Raw genomic sequence first — 18,381 nt, 5'->3', positions numbered from 1 at the left:
GGGTTTGGGCTTTCGATAAAGGTTGACTGATTGCGCTGTCACGATGAGCAGGGCGTGACGGCATACTATGCCAAACGAAATAGTTGATAAACTAGGCGAAAGTTACTTTATAAATTACATGGTGTAATGTGAATCGACATTTTGCAGATGTATTGCTGGGCAGCATAGAATTGTTTTGCCTGGCGGCAGAGCTGGAAAGCTTCAAGGATGCGGCCAATGCGGCCGGCTTGACGCCAGCAGCGGTCAGCCGTTCTATAGCCCGACTGGAAGAGCGCATAGGTGTGCGCCTGTTTGTGCGCACCACGCGGCAATTGCGGCTGACCGAGGCTGGGCGTGCCTACTTCGTTCAATGCCGGCAGGCGCTGAACCAGTTGGTAGAGGCTGAGCGTGAGGTGTCCGGTCAGCAAATGCAACCGGCTGGCCTGGTGCGCATCAGCATGCCCACGCCTTATGGGCATTACCGGGTATTGCCCCTGTTGGCAAAATTCCGCCAGATGTACCCGCTGGTCAAACTCGATTTGCAACTCAGCAACCGCAATGTTGATCTGACCGCCGATGGCTTTGACCTGGTCATACGTGGCCGCAACCCGCCGGATTCAGGCATGATTGCGCGCCGTCTGGAAGACACTGAAATTGTCGTCTGTGCCACGCCAGAATATCTACAGCGTTTTGGCGTGCCGACCAGACTGGAAGACCTGGACAGGCATGAATGCCTGCAATTTGTCTTGCCCAGTGCAGGACAAAACATCGTCTGGATATTCAGGCGCGATGGCGTGGATGTCGATTGGCCGACCAAAGGTGGCCTGACCTGTTCAGAAGATTTGCTGGGCATCATCACCCTCGCAAAAAATGGCGCTGGCCTGTTGCAGGCTTCCCGCTTCATGGTCGAAGATGATTTGCGTATGGGCCGCATGGTCGAGGTGCTGCAAGAATTCAAAGGGCGCACCCGGCCATTTTCCTTGCTCTACCCGCGTGACCGTCACCTGCCCTTGCGCGTCAGGGTGTTCATTGATTTTCTGGTGGCAGAACTGGCGCAAAATTGACATCCACCTGCCAGTTCACAACTTGTTGTATGACCCAGTCCGCATCATCGAGTGGCAAGTCATGGCCTGCCGTGGGATGCATGTGCAGAGGGCAATGCCATAAGCCTGCGAGTTTGCTTGAGCAAGCTGCATTGACGAGTTTGTCCTGTTTACCTGCGAGCAAGAGCAACGGAACATTACCCGAATATGGTGGTGCACGAAAACGCATGGCGGCCAGTAATTGCCGCAGGATATTGCCGACGCTAATAGGTTTTTCCTGTGCATATGCAGTCCAGCGCTTGATGATTGCTTTGGCCTGTTCTGCAGTTTGCAGATTGCTGGTGATGCGCAAGATCAAGCGTTCGCGCTGCTCGCTTGAGCCAAATAACATGGTTGCAATCAATGCCGGATAATTTGCTGGTCTCAGTCTATGGTAAAAGGGATTATGCGGTGCCACGCTGGTGTTGATCAGCACCACGCGTTGCAAATCATCGGGATACCGGTCTGCCCAGGCTAGCGCCACCATGGCACCCAGTGACACGGCCAATACCTGCACGGGCTCTGCTATCCCATGCACCTGCAATTGCCGGTGGCAATGCTCTGCCATTGCGGCTACCGTGGTCAGGCTGTGCTCAGCATGTAATTGACCGTTGCCAGGGAAGTCCAGGCATAGCACGCGCTCCGCCCCAACAGTTTGCTGGAAGCGTGCAGGAAAATCTCCCCAGTGCCTGCTCTCGCGCATGAGACCGCGCAATAGCACCCAGGTCGTCATGGTCTATACCAGCGTGCGACAGCCCGCTCCTGCAAGCGCAGGCGGGTAGGGCCCTGTGCCAGCCATTGCGCATGGCCGCAGGTTGCCCGCATCAGAAAATCCAGCCAGGAATTATGCCGTCGTAAAACCCGGCTCAATCTGTGTTGCGCTACCGGGTTGAACATGCCATGCCGCGAAAATAACTGGCGAGGGTTTTTCTTGACCCATAGCCACGATCCCATTTCCAGCGTCAGTGGCAAAAAGGTTTTGCTGCTGTCCTGTTGCGCCTGCAGGTAGAGGTAATCCCAGATATCGCCATGGGTGCGGTATTGCAGGCTTTGCGGTTCAAACAGGTAGGAATGATTCGGGTGGGTCTGCTCAAATAATTCTTCCAGCGCCAGGATGTCAGCCAGATGGTCTATGGGATGCACACTGTGCGCATGCGGGAACCAGACGCGGTCACGCAAGCCAAAGCCTGAATGGCAATCTATCGCCATGCTGAAAGGGCGGGCCAGCAATTCCTGTTGCACGGTGCGGCACAGCGCCAGGTTCTCTGCCTCCATCTCTGCGCCGGCAGCACCGCGATACCATGGCAGGCGCGGGCTGTAACGATGTCCACCGAGCAGGAACGGCACCTTGTCCTGCGCTTCGACCGGCGCATTGCGCATCAGATCGACACCGCTGGGATTGCAGCGCGTCGCCTGCCACATGCCACCCGGATTGATCAGCGGCATGAACACCAGACGCACATCCTGCAACATGTGCTGCAAACTCTTGTCCCACGACAAGCGCGTCAGCAAGCCGCGCAGGAAAGTCAGCAAGACTTGCGTGCCTATGCGTTCCAGCCCGTGTATGCCACCAAAAAAACCGATGGCAGGCAGACTGGGATCAGGGTTGCCGAGCGCCAGTTTATACACCGGAAATTGCCTGCTCTTGACCGCGACCTCGCACAAGACATCGACCTCCAGCTGTCCACGACCCAGGGCGATAATACGTTCCAATTCATTCAGTTCAGGCAGGGCAGACATGGCGCGTGCTTAAAAGTTAACCACGCCATGCTAGAGGAGCTATAAGCAGAATGCAAGAAACACGCAGCTTTTACCGAGAATTGATCAATTATGACCAACAGATGACAGATTTTTAAAATAGATTTATATAACCGACCAAACAGCAGTTTTCAGGCATAGCTGATAATTTTTGGTATTGGCTATATAGTCTTCTTTACCATCTATGATGACAATCTGCTTGCCGCCGGACACAAAAATCTTGTCATTTTTGAGTCGTGCCTTGTGACGGCTGATAAAACCTGGGTCATCGCCCTGGGTATCAAACGGGCTGATTTTTAGTGACTTCGTATCCAGTTTATAGACGGCTGTGTGACCAGCAATTCTCGCATCCTGATAGCCTAATCTGCCGATGATGAAAATCGCATCATCAACCAGGGTCGCTGTATGAAAATCCGTGGGCGGAAAAATTTCTCTGGCATAGCTATAGATATTGATGTCACCGCTCTTTTCAAACACAGTGACATCGTTATAGATACAGAAATCAGGGTCATAAAAGTCTTCGTGCTCACCACCAATTTCTATGATGCGGCCATCTGGCAAAATGCTAGTTGTCCGGCCATAGCGTTCATAGCACCAGATGATGTTGTCATCGTGACTTCCATCATCATGAAACGTTTCACTTGCACGCCATGCAGACGCGCCCGAGCGTATCATCGCCAGCCAAAACGGCTTATTGGTCTTGACCGCATTTCCTGTACCGAATTCCCTATATCTTGCTGCAAGATAGTCTGTTTTACTTACCTGCGGGTTTTCCTTGTAGGCTATTCCCAGTAATTGCGCGTGCATTTCTGCGCTGATGTCGTTGATATCTTCTCCCATGTTGACCAGGAGTTTGATGACATCCATATTGCTTGCTACTTCTATAGCGCGTTCGGGAATATGATTTTCCGTGTAGATATCAGCACCATGCTCAATAAGAAAGCGGACACAATCCAGTTGCCCAAGTGAGGCGGCGCTGATAAGAGGTGTGTTCAGAAATTCATCGCGGGCTTCAATGTCAAATCCAGTATTGAGCAAGAATTGCAGCATTGCTACATGATTATTCTTGATGGCATATTGCATGGCGCTTGCACTGCAACGACCAACTGCGTTTTTGTTTGCGCCTAGTTCCAGTAGTAATAAAACTTTCTGATCATCACCAAGTTGCACTGCCATCAAAAATGGCGTACGCGACCAAAAATCTACTGTCTCCAGGTTTCCAGTTTCTGAGATTTTTTGTCTAATGCTTGCATTCGTCCCAAACACTACTTCATGCATCACATCTGTCCACTCAAGCTGGTATTCTGCTGCACCTGCATCCAGCAGTAATTTGACTATGTCAAAGCGACCATTGTTGGACGCGACTCTGAGTGCAGACTCTCCATACTCAGTGATGTGATCAATATCTGCACCTTGGGCTATCATCTGCCTTACTTCGTCGTATAGTTCAGTACCATTTTTATAAACGGTTTGTAACAAATTTGGTGTATTCATTTTATCTATTCAAAGGAACTTTTCATCTTCGTGCATATCTCTTATAGAGACGCATGCTGAAATGAAAGCAGGACATTTGAAAACAGATTAACACACGCTTAATCTAGGTTAATTTAAAACAGGAGTTTGTTTTGTCTAATAATTTGCAACACATCGCGGCAGATGATGAAACCTACTGGTCAGGCATACGTGATCAGTACACAGTCTCACCCGATTTCATCAATCTCGAAAACGGCTATTTCGGTGTACAGGCGCGGCCTGTGTTTGAAGCTTTCCAGCGTTATCAGGCGCAGGTGAATGCCGAGACTTCGTATTTCTTGCGGGTGCGTTATGCGCCGATGTTTGTGCAAGTCATGCAGGCGCTCAAGGATTTTTGTGGCGTGGATGAGGGCGAGCTGGTACTGACCCGCAATCTGATCGAGGGCATGAATATTCTGTTGCAAGGTTATCCCTTGCATGCGGGGGATGAAGTCATCCTCGCTACCCATGATTACGATCTCGTCATCGATACCCTGCTGATGTTGGAACAGCGCAAACAGATACAACTGCGGCATTTGCAATTACCTTTCGACCCTGTCAGTGATGAAGAAATCGTCGCCCAGTATGAGCAGGCGATTACACCCAGGACCAAACTCATTCTCGTCACTCATATCGTGCACAGGACAGGGCAGATCATGCCAGTTGCCAAAATCACTGTCATGGCGAAACGTCACGGTGTTGATGTCATGGTTGATGCGGCGCATTCCTTTGCTCATCTGAACTACCGCATGACCGAGCTGGGGGCTGACTTTGTCGCCGTGAATTTGCACAAATGGCTGGGTGTGCCGCTGGGCGTGGGCATGCTGTATATACGCAAGAACCGGGTCGCGGATATTGCGCCGCTGTTTGGCAATGCCAAATTTGCCGACAATGAGATTTTCAAATTCACGCAAGTCGGTACGGTGCCGCCAGCAAATATCCTGACGGTGGTCGATGCGCTGCAGTTTCATGCATCCATAGGTTCCGCCAACAAGGAAGCGCGCCTGCGCTACCTGACGCAATATTGGGTCAATCAGGTGCGTGGTTTGCCCGATGTGCGCATCATGACCCCTACCGATCCACAACGCTCGTGCGCGATTGCCGGTTTTGGTATCGCTGGCAATTCTGGTCATGCGATTGTTGATTACCTCATGCGCGAGCATAAGATATTTACCGTCACGCGCGATCTGGATGGGCATGACATCGTCAGGGTGACGCCGCATTTATATACCAGCCTGGAAGACCTCGACAAGCTGGTGGCAGCGATTAAACAACTGACGCAAGCCTGATCGCGCGGGATGTAAGCACAAAGGCAATAAAATAATTTCCAGTTTACAGGATTTAATTATCCTATATAATGGAAATAATGGATATCAATACGATTATTGCCCGCAGGGTGCGTGACTTGCGCGATCAGCAAAAGCTGTCGCTGGATGCGCTGGCCAAGCGCAGCGGCGTCAGCCGTTCGAATATTTCGCTCATAGAAAGAGGCGAGAGCAGCCCCACCGCAGCCGCGCTAGACAAACTGGCGGTGGGCCTGGGGGTGACTCTGGCGTCTCTGTTTGAAGACAGCACGCCTGCTGCCGCGGCTTTGCCAGTCTCGCGTCTGGCCGAGCAGGTATGCTGGACTGATCCCGCTTCTGGCTACATGCGCCGCAACCTGTCTCCCGGCCTGCCTTCACCCCTGCAACTGGTCGAAGTTGAATTCCCGGCGGGGCAAACCGTGCGCTATGACAGTTTCCACCGTGATGTCGATATACAGCAGCAAGTCTGGATACTGGCGGGCCAGATGCGTCTCTCCGTTGGGGAGCAGGTCTGGGACTTGCAGACCGGCGATTGTCTTTCCATGGCGCTGGATAAGCCGATTACTTTCCATAATCCTGGAAAAATCGTGGCACGTTATCTCGTTGCACTGTGTAAGTAGCAGTCTCTTTCAGTTTTCAACTCATGGAGTAAATCATGTCTGAGCAAGTCCACATCCAGATTCTCGATGCCGCAGCAGCGCAGGCAAATGTAGCTGCATTGACCGATGTCTTGACGGACTGTGTAGCCGGTGGCGCATCCGTCAGTTTCATGTGGCCTTTGCCGCGCGAACGTGCGCTGCAATTCTGGCAGGGCGTGGCTGAAGGCGTGGCGCGCAAGGAGCGGGTCTTGCTGGTTGCCAGCGATGACAGCGGCGATATCCTGGGCACGGTACAATTGATCACCGCCATGCCAGACAACCAGCCGCACCGCGCCGATGTCGCCAAGATGCTGGTACACAGGAGGGCGCGTCGCAAGGGCATTGCACAGGCACTCATGGCGGCAGTTGAGCAAGCTGCCAAAACCGCAGGCAAGTCTGTGCTGGTGCTTGATACCGTCACAGGTGGCGATGCCGAACGCCTGTATGAACGTGCAGGTTGGCAGAAAGTGGGCGTGGTACCCAATTATGCCCTGATGCCGGATGGCGAATTTTGCGGGACGACTTTCTTTCACAAACAGATATAGCAGATTCAGCAGATAGAGTGGAGTAAACCAAATGCGCATCGCAGTGATTTCAGATATACACGGTAATCTGGCCGCACTTGAAGCAGTGACCGCTGATCTGCGTTTGCGTGCTGTTGATCAGGTCGTCAATCTGGGCGACAGCCTGTCTGGCCCCTTGCTGCCAAAGGAGACTGCAGATTTCTTGATGGCGCAAACTGGCTGGATACATCTGGCAGGCAATCATGAACGCCAGATACTGGAGCTGAACGAGCGCTCACGCTCTGGCGATAAGTATGCGCACCAGCAAACCACGGCAGAACAAAAAGCATGGATGGCTGGTTTGAAACCAGTGCTGCAACTCAATGCAGAAGTCTTGCTCTGTCATGGCACGCCAGCCAGCGACACCACGACCTTGCTGCAGGTAGCAGACAGGAATGCCACTGCGCAAGAAATTGAAGACAGGCTTGGACAGCAGGCCTCCACTGTCATCGCCTGTGGCCATAGCCATGTCGCCCGCAGTGTACGTACGGCGGCAGGGCAACTCATCGTCAATCCTGGCAGTGTTGGTCACCCTGCTTATGAATATGATTACCCTTACCCGCACAGGATAGAGTCAGGTTCACCCGATGCGCGTTATGCCATCCTGGAAAAGATGCCGCATGGCTGGACAGCCAGCCTGATCAATGTCCCTTATACCTGGCAGCACATGGCAGAACTTGCAGCCTTGCGTGGGCGTGAAGACTGGGTCAGTGCCTTGCAAAGCGGTTACGTGAATCAAGTCAGTCACTAAAATACTTATGAAAAATCAAAACACGGCACTCATCATCATCGACATGCAGCGTGGCATGGCTACACCAGAAGCTGGCCCTAGAAATAACCCCGGCGCTGAAGAAAATATTCGTCAGTTGCTGCTGGCCTGGCGTGTAGCTGGCAGGCCAGTGGTATTTGTCAGGCACATGTCGCGCACGCCAGGTTCATTATTCTGGCCGGGGCAGCCAGGTAATGAGTTTCAAGAAAATTTACTGCCGCTGACCAGTGAACATGTAGTCGAGAAGAATGTGACGGATGCCTTCGTCAATACCGGTCTGGAACGCTGGCTGCATGTGCGTGCGATCAAAGACTTGGTCATCGTCGGTGTCAGCACCAATAATTCAGTCGAGGCAACAGCCCGCAGTGCTGGTAACCTGGGTTTCAACACTATGGTAGTGGCTGATGCCTGCTTCAGTTTTGACAGACTGGATTTTAATGGCAAACCACAGACGGCAGAAGAAGTGCACATCAATGCGCTGAGCAATCTGCAAGGTGAGTATGCGACTGTGCTCAATACGGCAGTCTTGCTGGACTAAAGACACAGTCAGACATGCGCTGCGGTAATTTGCAACGAATATTACCGCTGCCACCACCTACCCCAAAACCCAAAAATTTCATAAAATGCCCGCACTGCCGCATGGGTCTGCGGATTAATTTACTGTATGGGAACTACCATGGCGATGGATGTCATAGATTACGAAATTTTTGGCGACGATATGCAATTCGTCGAAGTTGAACTTGACCCAGGCGAAGCCGCCATTGGTGAAGCCGGCACCATGTTCTACATGGAAGACGACATACAGATGGAAACCATCTTCGGTGATGGTTCTGCCGGTCAGACTGGCATCTTTGGCAAATTGCTGGGCGCTGGCAAACGCCTCGTAACAGGTGAATCCCTGTTCACCACGGTCTTCATGAACGGTGGTGTTGGCAAGAGAAAAGTTGCCTTTGGCGCGGCTTATCCTGGCAAGATCATTCCCATGCATCTGGATCAGCTCGGTGGTACGCTGCTGTGCCAAAAAGATGCCTTCCTTTGTGCTGCCAAAGGCGTGTCACTGGGCATCGCCTTTCAAAAACGTCTAGGTGCCGGTTTCTTTGGTGGCGAAGGTTTTATCCTGCAAAAGCTTGAAGGTGATGGCCTGGCATTTGTGCACGCCGGTGGCGCCATCATAGAAAAGACCCTGCATCCCGGCCAGACCCTGCGCGTCGATAGCGGCTGCGTTGTGGCGTTTACCCAAGAAGTGGATTTCGACATCAAGTTTGTCGGCGGCGTTAAAACAGCCTTGTTCGGCGGTGAAGGCATATTCTTTGCCCACCTGCGCGGCCCTGGCAAAGTCTGGCTGCAATCCCTGCCTCTGGCACGTCTGGCTAACCGCATCGTCGGCGCATCAAAAATTGGTGGCAGCCAGGGCGGTGAGCAAGGCTCGGTACTTGGTGGTCTTGGCAATTTGTTTGAAAAAGATTAAACCAATTTTTATGAGACCAGCCCGCTTGTGCTCTGCATAAGCGGGCTTTTTATTTTTGCGGCTCGATAAGCAATCTTTGCAGGAACTAAATTCGGCTTACTCCTGTCTATCTTCCTGCTTATAGCAGATTACTACTTTGATTTAACAAATTTACCCAGGTTGCCATGTTTAAAAAAATACTCGTTCTGTCCTTAGTACTTTCCAGCCAGCTGGCTATGACAGGCTGTGCCGTTGTCTATGACCTGGGGCAAGACTCCAACCAGCGTCAATGTGAAAAACTGCAGGACTGGAACGAGCGCAAGACTTGCCTGCAACAAAACAAGACGAGTTACGAGCAATATGAAAAGCAGCGCGAAGACTTGCGCAACAAGGGGACGGAAAAGAAATGAGGCAGGGGCTGGTGGCAGCCGGCAAGGTGCGCAACAGCCCCTGATAATAGAGGAGAAATGAGTAGAAATCAGTAGAAAAAGAAGCTGGAATTAATTTGCAGCTTGCGTTTCGATATTTTGCAGCAAGGATGCTTCATTAAAAGATTCGCAGCATATTTCACTGGAAGTGCGCGAGCCGTAATGCGAAATAAACTCATCAAAGCTGCCGCTTTGCGTGCTTTCCATCTCTGCCTGTTCCGCCAATGATTTTTCTGCCATTTTGGTATACAAGGCAAGTTGCTCAGGTGCAGGCGGGCGAGCGCGGAATTCATTTGCGAGGCGCGTGCTTTGCTGCAGGGCGAACTCGGTGAAAGAATTATTTGCGGCGCGTATCGCATCCAGTACCTTGGCTGATGGTGTCAGTTCAGGGTGCTGCAGTTTTTCAGTTTGTACCTGCATTGCCTGCGCGTGACAGGTGTCGCCACGCTGGGCATCAAGCAGGGCTGCTACCGGGGCAATACGTTCCAGTAATTCCTTGCCCCAGTCTTGCAATGAAATGGGTTCGCCATGGCGCGACAACATCAGGCCAGGGCGGCGGCCTTGTTTGACGGTCAGCGCAAAATTCTCGACATTTTCATCGCCTTCAACCTGATTGGTCAAAGGGCTTTCTTCCAGCGCACAGAACAACAGGAAGGCATCGAGGAAACGTGAAGTCTCAAGGCTGATGCCGAGCGGGTCGAAGGGATTGACGTCCATGCAGCGTACTTCTATGTATTGCACTCCACGTGCGCACAGCGCCTCTACCGGGCGCTCGCCGGTTTTGATGACGCGTTTTGGCCGTATCGTTGCATAAAACTCGTTTTCTATCTGCAGCACATTGGTATTGATCTGTACCCATTCACCGTTTTGCCGCGTGCCTATCTTTTCATACTCAGGGTAGGGCTGGCGCACTGCCAGCGACAGGCTGCGCATGTATTCCAGCAAGGTGTTATATGGCGGCACCAGGCCGGACTGGGCATTGTTCTGATAACCCAGGTCACTCATGCGCAGGCTGGTCGCATATGGCAGGTACAGGGTATCGTCCGATAAAGTTTCCAGTTGATGCGGGCGGCCACGCAGGAAAGGTGTCGATAGCGCAGGTGAAGCGCCAAACAGATACATCAGCAACCAGCTATAACGATGGAAATTGCGTATCAGGGCGATATAACTTTCAGACTGCACATGCATGGCACTGCCGCTGCTATGTTCGGCCTGCTGCAAGACTTTCCATAAATCTTCAGTCAGCGAATAGTTGTAATGGATGCCAGCGATGCATTGCATGCTCTTGCCATAACGCAGCGCCAGGCCGCGGCGATAGACGTGCTTGATCATGCCTATATGCGAATTGCCATACCAGGCGATAGGGATGTCTTTTTCTTCCGGCAGGCTGCAAGGCATGGATTGATGCCACAGCATTTCATTGCCCATGACGGTATAGGCAAAGCGGTGGATATTGTCGAGTTCGTCCAGCGCGGTGGCGATGTCTGGCTCCGCCGGGGTGATGAACTCCAGCAGGGATTCAGAATAATCGGTCGTGATCTGTGGATTGGTCAAGGCCGAACCCAGTGCCGGTGAGTGTGGTGTCAAAGCCAGTTTGCCATCCGCATGCACGCGCAGGGTTTCTCTTTCTATGCCACGCAGGCCACCAGCAAGCAAAGGACGGTTTGCATCACTATCTAGTAGCGCCAGGCGTCGGTTTAACAGAGTGCTCACGGTGTCTTCCTTCAAGATTTTGTTGTCTTTGCAATCAGATTTGCAAAAAATATCGAGCAAGCATAGCCGAAAAATGAAAATGGCATACGACAGCGCTCAAATTTCAAATATGAAAACTTTTTTAGTTTATAACAGTCTCATGACCAGCCGGTTTCAAGGTCAATGAAGTCCAATCAATCCCGCAATGCAGCAATGAAAGAAAAATTTCCTTGTTTTGTTGGCATCGCTTTAGAATGCTCTAATTAATTTCATACAGGAGTTGAAGTGTCTATCAAAAAGATGTCTGTACTCATGTCAGCCAGTGTACTTGGTCTGGCAACTTCCGGTCTGGTGCTGGCTGCTGAGCCCACACCAGGTTCTTCTCCCGTGCCACCCGTGGCAGCAAAGATCAAATGGCAGGAAACCCGACATGGCGAGGTCGTCACTGACGATTATCGCTGGCTGCAGAAAAAAGAAAATCCTGAGGTCATTGCTTACCTGAATGCAGAAAATGCCTATACCGAAGCACTGACTGCAGACATCAAACCCCTGTCGGAAAAACTGTATGCAGAAATCAAGGGCAGGATGAAAGAGGTGGATTTGTCCGTACCTGTGCGCCGTGGCAATTACTATTATTACTCGCGTACCGAGGCGGGCAAGCAATATCAGCTGTATTGCCGCCGTCGTGCAGGCTCTGACATGGCCTATGACGACAAGGCCGCAGAAGAAATCCTGCTCGATCAGAATGAAATGGCCAAGGGACAAAAGTTCTTTGCCGTTGGTGGCAGCTCCATCAGCCCGGATGAGCAATTGCTGGCTTATACGACAGACACGGTGGGTTATCGCCAGTACCAGTTGCAAATCAAGAATCTGCGCACCGGGCAAATACTCAGCGACAGTCAACCGCGTATAACCTCAATGGCCTGGGCCGCTGACAACAAGACCCTGTTCTATGTGCAGGAAGATGCCACCACCAAACGCTCTGACCGCCTGTTCCGCATGGAGATAGGCAAGCCGCCAGTAGAAGTTATGCACGAAGCCGTTGAGCAGTTTGACCTGCAGGTGAGCACCACCCGCGACAGGAAGTTCATCGTCGTCAATATCCACGCTACCGATACCAGTGAAGTCATGCTGCTGGCGGCAGATAAACCGCAAGAAAAATTCCACAGCGTGCTCGGTCGTGAGAAAGGTCATCGCTATCTTCTGGAACACCGCAATGGCGATTTGTATATCGTTACCAACAAGGATGCCAAGAACTTCCGCGTTGTGCGTGCACCACTGGCAACACCGGACAGCAAGCACTGGCAGGAAGTGGTCAAGCATGATCCTGAGGTACTGGTCTTTGGTGCCGACCTGTTCAAGGATTATATGGTTGTCACTGAAAAGACCCAGGCTCTGAATCGCGTCCGTATCTATGACTTCAACAACAAGCAATGGAAGACAGTAAAGTTTGATGACCCTGTGTATCTCGCCACCGGCGCAGGTACTCCCGAGTTTTCTGCCACCCGCTTCCGCATGTCGTATCAGTCACCGGTAACGCCAGTGACCACGCTGGATGTGGATATGGCGACAGGTCAGCGCTATGTACTCAAGCAGCAGGAAGTCGTCGGCGGCTATGATGCCAGCAAATATGAGAGCCGCCGCCTGTGGATGACGGCCAGGGATGGTGTCAAGGTACCCTTGTGGGCGGTGTATAAAAAGGGTGTGAAACTCGATGGTTCTGCACCTTTGCTGTTGTACTCGTATGGCAGCTATGGTTATTCCACCGAAGCGACCTTTACCTCCAGCCGCCTTAGCCTGCTGGACCGTGGCGTCATCTATGTGCAGGCACATATACGCGGTGGCCGTGACATGGGTGAGCACTGGCATGAAGATGGCATGCTGATGAAAAAGAAAAACACTTTCTATGATTTCATCGACAGTGCTGACTACCTCATCAAACAGAAATGGACCAGTGCAGACAGGCTGATCATCCAAGGCGGCAGTGCCGGTGGTTTGCTGATGGGGGCAGTTGTCAACATGCGTCCTGACTTGTTCCATGCCGTGCATGCTGCCGTGCCTTTTGTCGATGTCATGAACACCATGATGGATGCCAGCCTGCCCTTGACCACAGGTGAATACCTGGAATGGGGTAACCCGAATGAAAAACCGGCCTACGACTATATGCGCAGCTATTCACCGTATGACAATATCGCGCGCAAGGCTTATCCAGCCATGCTCGTGACCACAGGTTTGAATGACAGCCAGGTCATGTATTGGGAACCAGCCAAATACGTGGCCAAACTGCGTGATTTTAAAACCGATAAAAATCCGCTGCTGTTGAAAACCAATATGGCAGCAGGGCATGGTGGTGCATCAGGTCGTTACGATGCCCTGCGCGAAAATGCATTCAATATGGCCTGGATGCTGTCGCAATGGGGTATTAAAGAATAATTGGTTTGTCATTAATCTGGTCTCATCCTGCATGATGAGACCAGCTTCAGTCTGTTGAAAATATAAGGAATGAGGCATGAACTTCGCTTACACCATTATCTATGTCCCTGACGTTGCCGCATCGCTGGCCTTCTTTGAAAAAGCCTTTGGATTTGCTACCCGTTTCCTGCATGAATCAGGCATGTACGGCGAGCTTGATACCGGTGCTACGACGCTGGCTTTTGCTGCGCATGCCATGGGCGATATGAATTATTCCTGTGGTCATGTAGCTGCACACAGTTCAGAAAAGCCATTGGGAATGGAAGTCGCGTTTACCACCGCCAATGTAGCTGCTGCTCATGCGCAGGCGATTGCTGCGGGTGCCAAGGAATTGTCTGCCCCGGCTGAAAAACCCTGGGGCCAGGTAGTATCTTATTTGCGTTGCCCTGATGGCAGCCTGGTGGAATTGTGCACGCCTATGGGCGGCTAGTATCATTCAAACCGATGATGAGAAAATCCCGCTTGATAATGAGCCGAAGCTCGTCAGCGGGATTTTTATTCCCATGAAAAATATTTCTTTTGCAGTTTCTGTACCGTGCCATCTTTTTGCAAGTTTTCATAAGCCCTGCGCCAGGCACGTTCTTCTTCTTCGCTGACGCCTAAAGAACTTGCCATATACAGCTCGGCACCACCCATGGTCAGCCCGGTGTTAAAGTCTTCAAGACGATAACCAAATTCTTCTATCGCAGAGACCATCACCGGATAACCTGAATAAATCGCATCGAGCCCGCCCAGTTGCAATAACTTCAGCAGGCTTTGATAATCTTTTTCAAAGCGAATATTCCGAAAATTTTGCGCATGTAATTCTTGTTCAAGTGAAGAGCCACGTATGATACCTACCCGCAAACCGCGCAATTGCTCCAGTGAGGCAATTTCAATATTGATACTGCCAGCGGTCATCGTACGTTTGCCAAAAAACCGGTTGGGTGTCGAGGTCAGGTGGATCAGCCACTTGAAGCTGGTTTCCCGCTCTGCCGTTCTGTCCAGGGGGAAAACCCCATAAGTCTGGCCGTCTTTGGTCATCTTGACTGCTCTGGCCCAGGGATAAACACTCAGATCGGGTTTGCGCCCCAGTTGGGCTGACATGGCCGTAATTAATTCATGCACATAGCCTTGCGGAGCATTTTTCTGCAACCATAGATAAGGGGGAAGTTCGGCAGAGACCCATTTGATTTGCCCGTCGGCAGCGGGCTGCGCCTGACCGGGCAGGTTGAATAGTAAAGCAAGCAGGAAAATGAATTTTCTCATCTTAGTCCCATACTGCAAATGTAGCCAAAATGTAGTCCAATATAGCTTGATGTAGCCATTTTTTGGTCGTTTTACCAAGCTTGCAAGTCTGAGTAAAAATCATGTTCCCAGAGAAATTCCAGTATTCAGGCTATGGCCGGTCAGGTCAAGCGAATTTTTATCACGTAGGCTGTTTTTTTCTGCCAAATAAGTGTCCAGAACGAGAGTAATTTGCCATTTGTATTTTGCCTGGAATTGTCTATAACAATGATTAAGGCAGTTGCACATCCTGTCGTTTTTTTCTGCTGGAGATTATTGTAAAACCAAGATGGCCAGGCAAGCTTCAACGACAGGCCAACTGATCTTGCAATTAACCAGGCAGAGCATACGATGCTTGCTGTCTTGTCCCCTGACCATGGTGGTCACCGCGATATTCTCGCAACTGCCTCAGTGCTTTCTTACCTTAATGGAGATAGTCATGAGACGCAGACTGTATTTCATGTTGCCTGATCTGGCCAGCGCCAGGGCCATGCTCGATGAACTTTTACTTGCACGCATAGATGAGCGACACATGCATTTTTGCGCCAGGGAAGGCATGCTGCCAGCCGATATGCCGGAAGCTAATTCTTTCCAGAAAACGGACCTCATACATGGTGCTGAAGTTGGCATGCTCATCGGCGGTATCGCAGGCTTGCTGGCGGGTGGACTGTGGCTGATCTTTCCGCCCGAAGGCATAGAAATGCGCATACTGGCGGTACTGGTCTCTGCGATAGGTGGTTCGCTGTTTGGCTCCTGGGCATCTGGCAAGGCGGCCAAGTCCATACCCAGTTCCAGTCTCCAGCCTTTCATGGATGACATAGACAGCGGCAAAGTCTTGCTGATGGTGGATGTGCCCTTCAAGCGGATAGCAGAAATCCAGCAGCTGGTCAGTAATCGCCACCCTGAAATCCGCTTTGGTGGTGTTGATCCGCATGTGCCGGTGTTCAGTTAACAGTTAATTGATTGCTTTCTGCATGCGCGCACTCTGTCCTTTGTGAGCAGGGTGCGGCATCTTTGTTCCTCCAAAACGACCCGCTTGCATAAGCGCCAATTCGGCATACAATGACTGGTTTTTATACAACATTGCCGAACATGACAGTGAATGCCCTTGAGTTGCACCAGCTGTGCAAGAACTTTGGCCGCCCAGCCGTAGAGAACCTGAACCTCACCGTGCGTCGTGGTGAGTTATATGCCTTGCTGGGGCCCAATGGTGCGGGCAAGACCACGACATTGCGCATGGTGGCAGGGTTGATCTCTCCCGATTTTGGCAGCATCCATATACTGGGGCAGGAACTGGCTGCCGACCCAGCACTGGCCAAGAGCAAGCTCGCTTACCTGCCTGACGACCCCATGCTGTACAACAAGCTCAAGCCATTTGAGTATCTGGAATTTGTCGCTGGCCTGTGGGGTGTCCCGGCAGAAGTCGCTGAACCCAAGGCGCGTGAATTGCTGGAATGGCTGGATTTGTTGAAGCATGCAGACGAGCTGACCGAAGGTTTCTCGCGCGGCATGAAGCAAAAGCTGGCGCTGGCCGGTGCCCTGATACATCAGCCTGAACTGATCATCCTTGATGAACCACTAACGGGTCTGGACGCTGCCGCTGCCAGACAGGTCAAGGATGTCTTGTTGAACCATGTCAAACAGGGTGGCACGGTTATCCTGACCACCCATATTCTCGACGTGGCCGAGCGCCTGGCAGAACGCATAGGCATCATACAAAACGGCAAGCTCATTGCGGAAGGCACGCTGGAAGAATTGCGCAACCAGACCAGCCAGACTGCGGGTACTCTGGAAGAGGTTTTCCTGCAATTGACGGAGCCCGCATAATGGCGCGTGTTTTGCAATTCAAACCAGGCAGTGCCGCCTGGTTGCTGGCGCACGAGTGTCGTCTGGCTTACTACGATATGGGCGAGAACAAGCCTGGCCGCAAGGCGGCGCGTGGCATGGCTGCATTTAGTATTTGCTTCCTGGGGTTCATGTATCTGTCTGCCCACTTTGGTGTCTGGCTGCTCATGCGCAAGATGCCAGTCTTGCAAGATGCGCTGCCAGCACCCATGCTGATTGGCGCAGGTCTCGCCATGCTGGTGATTTTCAGTTTCATGCTGTCGCTGGGTTTGACGCGCAGCGTGCGGGCATTGTTCGAGCGTGGCGATCTGGATTTGCTGTTGTCGTCGCCGCTGTCATCACAGACCATATTCAAGGTCAGGCTGACCGGCATTATCTTTTCTGTAGGCATCTGGTTCTTTGCCTTGCTGACGCCAGTGGCGAATACAGGATTGATCTTGGGTCAATGGCGCTGGCTGGGTATTTATCCTGCCTTGTTTGCCATGGCTGTACTGGCCGCAGCTCTGTCGATGTTGCTGACCTTGGCGCTGGTCAAGAGCCTGGGGGTACGCAAGACCAAGACGGTGGCACAAATCCTTGGTGCCCTGACTGGTGCAGGCATGTTTATCATCACTCAGTTATTCGGCAATCTGGGCAAGGACATGCGTGAAGGCATGCTTCAACATATCATGCCCTGGTTCCAGCCCGGTGGTATGCTGGATGCAGACAGCATCGTGTGGACACCCGCAAAGGCCTTCTTTGGTTCACCAGGTGCCATAGCGGGTTTCCTGCTTTTCAGTGCCCTGATCTACTGGCTGACAGCACAGTCCACCCACAAGTTTTTTATCACTGGCGTGCAACAGGCAGTTGGACAAGTCCGCAAAGCTGTCCCTCAGGGGCGGGAGCAGGGTAGGGCAGGGCATGCCACCCACTTTGGCCGCAGCCTGCGCAGTACCATCATACTCAAGGAGTGGCGTCTGATAGCACGCGACCCTAACCTGATTTCCCAGGTCTTGCTGCAATTACTGTATATCGCTCCCTTGTTCTTTTTGATTTTCAAATCCAAAGCGCTATTACCAGGTGCCGCATCCGGCCTGGTGTTCCTGGCTGCATCGCTGGCCGGTTCACTGATCTGGATCATCATCGCTGCGGAAGATGCGCCTGACCTGTTGCAGGCAGCGCCAGTCAAAGGCAGTTTCATCCTCAGCAGCAAATTGCTGGCGGCAGTTTTGCCTATATTGATACTGATTTTACCTGCACTGCTGTGGTTGCTGATGCAACAATTTTTACTGGGCCTGGCCGTCATCGCCTGCACCCTGGCAGCGATGCTGAGTTCGGCGCTGATCCATCTGTGGCAATCCAAACCGGCCAGCCGCGCCCAGTTCAACAAGCGCGGGCAGACGCAATTGATGGCAAATCTGCTTGAGGCTGCCACCAGTTTTTCCTGGGCTGCCTGCATCTTTGTTGGGATGCAATATGGCATCTGGGTGTTTGCACCTATTGCCGTTGCTACACTTGCCCTGGGTGTCGCCTGGTTTAGCCGTATTGAACGAAATCTTTAATCATTAGTCTATTATCATCAGCCTATTATTGGTCTTTTTTTTGTGTTTTTCTGGCTTCTTTCTGCTTCATTGCTGCGTACCTAAC

At 51.8% G+C, this 18,381-nt stretch carries 18 protein-coding genes; 13 read left to right on the top strand and 5 right to left on the bottom strand.

The window, feature by feature from the left end:
* The first annotated feature begins 128 nt into the window (after window positions 1-128).
* The gene (locus ACO0LL_RS16775; protein ID WP_422951992.1) at window positions 129-1,043 is read left to right on the top strand and encodes a LysR family transcriptional regulator; all 915 of its coding nucleotides are present in this window, start codon (window positions 129-131) and stop codon (window positions 1,041-1,043) included.
* Here the strand turns inward: ACO0LL_RS16775 and ACO0LL_RS16770 are convergent.
* The 3 genes from ACO0LL_RS16770 to ACO0LL_RS16760 form a co-directional block, all read right to left on the bottom strand.
* The gene (locus tag ACO0LL_RS16770) at window positions 1,006-1,794 is read right to left on the bottom strand and encodes an alpha/beta fold hydrolase (protein WP_422951991.1); all 789 of its coding nucleotides are present in this window, start codon (window positions 1,792-1,794) and stop codon (window positions 1,006-1,008) included. The genes ACO0LL_RS16775 and ACO0LL_RS16770 overlap by 38 nt on opposite strands.
* The gene (locus tag ACO0LL_RS16765) at window positions 1,791-2,801 is read right to left on the bottom strand and encodes a M14 family zinc carboxypeptidase (RefSeq protein WP_422951990.1); all 1,011 of its coding nucleotides are present in this window, start codon (window positions 2,799-2,801) and stop codon (window positions 1,791-1,793) included. Before ACO0LL_RS16765 ends, ACO0LL_RS16770 begins: the two co-directional genes overlap by 4 nt.
* Window positions 2,802-2,924: 123 nt before the next feature.
* Window positions 2,925-4,313 (bottom strand): ankyrin repeat domain-containing protein, encoded by a 1,389-nt coding sequence (locus tag ACO0LL_RS16760; protein WP_422951989.1) that lies wholly within the window; start codon window positions 4,311-4,313, stop codon window positions 2,925-2,927.
* 131 nt (window positions 4,314-4,444) lie between these two features.
* Between ACO0LL_RS16760 and ACO0LL_RS16755 the strand changes: the two genes are divergently transcribed.
* The 7 genes from ACO0LL_RS16755 (at window position 4,445) to ACO0LL_RS16725 (ending at window position 9,462) form a co-directional block, all read left to right on the top strand.
* Entirely contained in the window at window positions 4,445-5,620 is a 1,176-nt protein-coding gene (locus ACO0LL_RS16755) for an aminotransferase class V-fold PLP-dependent enzyme (RefSeq protein WP_422951988.1), read from the top strand.
* A 77-nt stretch (window positions 5,621-5,697) separates the two neighbouring features.
* A complete protein-coding gene (locus ACO0LL_RS16750; RefSeq protein ID WP_422951987.1) occupies window positions 5,698-6,255 on the top strand; it encodes a helix-turn-helix domain-containing protein in 558 nt (185 codons plus the stop codon).
* 35 nt (window positions 6,256-6,290) lie between these two features.
* On the top strand, window positions 6,291-6,818 hold the full coding sequence (locus ACO0LL_RS16745) for a GNAT family N-acetyltransferase (RefSeq protein WP_422951986.1): 528 nt from the start codon (window positions 6,291-6,293) through the stop codon (window positions 6,816-6,818).
* Between the two features lie 31 nt (window positions 6,819-6,849).
* A complete protein-coding gene (locus tag ACO0LL_RS16740) occupies window positions 6,850-7,587 on the top strand; it encodes a metallophosphoesterase family protein (protein ID WP_422951985.1) in 738 nt (245 codons plus the stop codon).
* A 7-nt stretch (window positions 7,588-7,594) separates the two neighbouring features.
* Entirely contained in the window at window positions 7,595-8,143 is a 549-nt protein-coding gene (locus tag ACO0LL_RS16735) for a cysteine hydrolase family protein (protein ID WP_422951984.1), read from the top strand.
* A gap of 138 nt (window positions 8,144-8,281) precedes the next feature.
* A complete protein-coding gene (locus tag ACO0LL_RS16730; RefSeq protein ID WP_162061251.1) occupies window positions 8,282-9,073 on the top strand; it encodes a TIGR00266 family protein in 792 nt (263 codons plus the stop codon).
* Window positions 9,074-9,237: 164 nt separating this feature from the next.
* On the top strand, window positions 9,238-9,462 hold the full coding sequence (locus tag ACO0LL_RS16725; protein WP_422951983.1) for a hypothetical protein: 225 nt from the start codon (window positions 9,238-9,240) through the stop codon (window positions 9,460-9,462).
* A gap of 90 nt (window positions 9,463-9,552) precedes the next feature.
* Here the strand turns inward: ACO0LL_RS16725 and gshA are convergent, their stop codons facing one another.
* On the bottom strand, window positions 9,553-11,193 hold the full coding sequence (gene gshA / locus ACO0LL_RS16720) for a glutamate--cysteine ligase (RefSeq protein ID WP_422951982.1): 1,641 nt from the start codon (window positions 11,191-11,193) through the stop codon (window positions 9,553-9,555).
* 264 nt (window positions 11,194-11,457) lie between these two features.
* On the opposite strand from gshA, the gene ACO0LL_RS16715 reads away from it, so the two are divergent.
* Together ACO0LL_RS16715 and ACO0LL_RS16710 are read left to right on the top strand one after the other, a co-directional pair.
* Complete coding sequence (locus tag ACO0LL_RS16715) at window positions 11,458-13,605, top strand: S9 family peptidase (protein WP_422951981.1); 2,148 nt, start codon at window positions 11,458-11,460, stop codon at window positions 13,603-13,605.
* A 76-nt stretch (window positions 13,606-13,681) separates the two neighbouring features.
* Window positions 13,682-14,074, top strand: a complete 393-nt coding sequence (locus ACO0LL_RS16710) for a VOC family protein (protein WP_422951980.1) — start codon at window positions 13,682-13,684, stop codon at window positions 14,072-14,074.
* Window positions 14,075-14,139: 65 nt separating this feature from the next.
* On the opposite strand, the gene ACO0LL_RS16705 is transcribed toward ACO0LL_RS16710, so the two are convergent.
* Entirely contained in the window at window positions 14,140-14,892 is a 753-nt protein-coding gene (locus ACO0LL_RS16705; protein WP_422951979.1) for a substrate-binding periplasmic protein, read from the bottom strand.
* Between the two features lie 457 nt (window positions 14,893-15,349).
* Between ACO0LL_RS16705 and ACO0LL_RS16700 the strand changes: the two genes are divergently transcribed.
* From ACO0LL_RS16700 to ACO0LL_RS16690, 3 genes are all read left to right on the top strand, one after another.
* Window positions 15,350-15,862, top strand: a complete 513-nt coding sequence (locus ACO0LL_RS16700; RefSeq protein ID WP_422951978.1) for a DUF1269 domain-containing protein — start codon at window positions 15,350-15,352, stop codon at window positions 15,860-15,862.
* Window positions 15,863-16,002: 140 nt separating this feature from the next.
* A complete protein-coding gene (locus tag ACO0LL_RS16695; protein ID WP_422951977.1) occupies window positions 16,003-16,737 on the top strand; it encodes an ABC transporter ATP-binding protein in 735 nt (244 codons plus the stop codon).
* Window positions 16,737-18,296: a putative ABC transporter permease subunit gene (locus tag ACO0LL_RS16690; RefSeq protein WP_422951976.1), complete on the top strand. Its 1,560-nt coding sequence runs from the start codon at window positions 16,737-16,739 to the stop codon at window positions 18,294-18,296. Before ACO0LL_RS16695 ends, ACO0LL_RS16690 begins: the two co-directional genes overlap by 1 nt.
* Window positions 18,297-18,381 lie beyond the last annotated feature (85 nt).

Source organism: Undibacterium sp. TC4M20W (genome assembly GCF_049340245.1).
In the GTDB taxonomy this organism is placed as follows: domain Bacteria; phylum Pseudomonadota; class Gammaproteobacteria; order Burkholderiales; family Burkholderiaceae_D; genus Undibacterium.
This window is presented reverse-complemented; position numbering and strand designations above follow the sequence as displayed.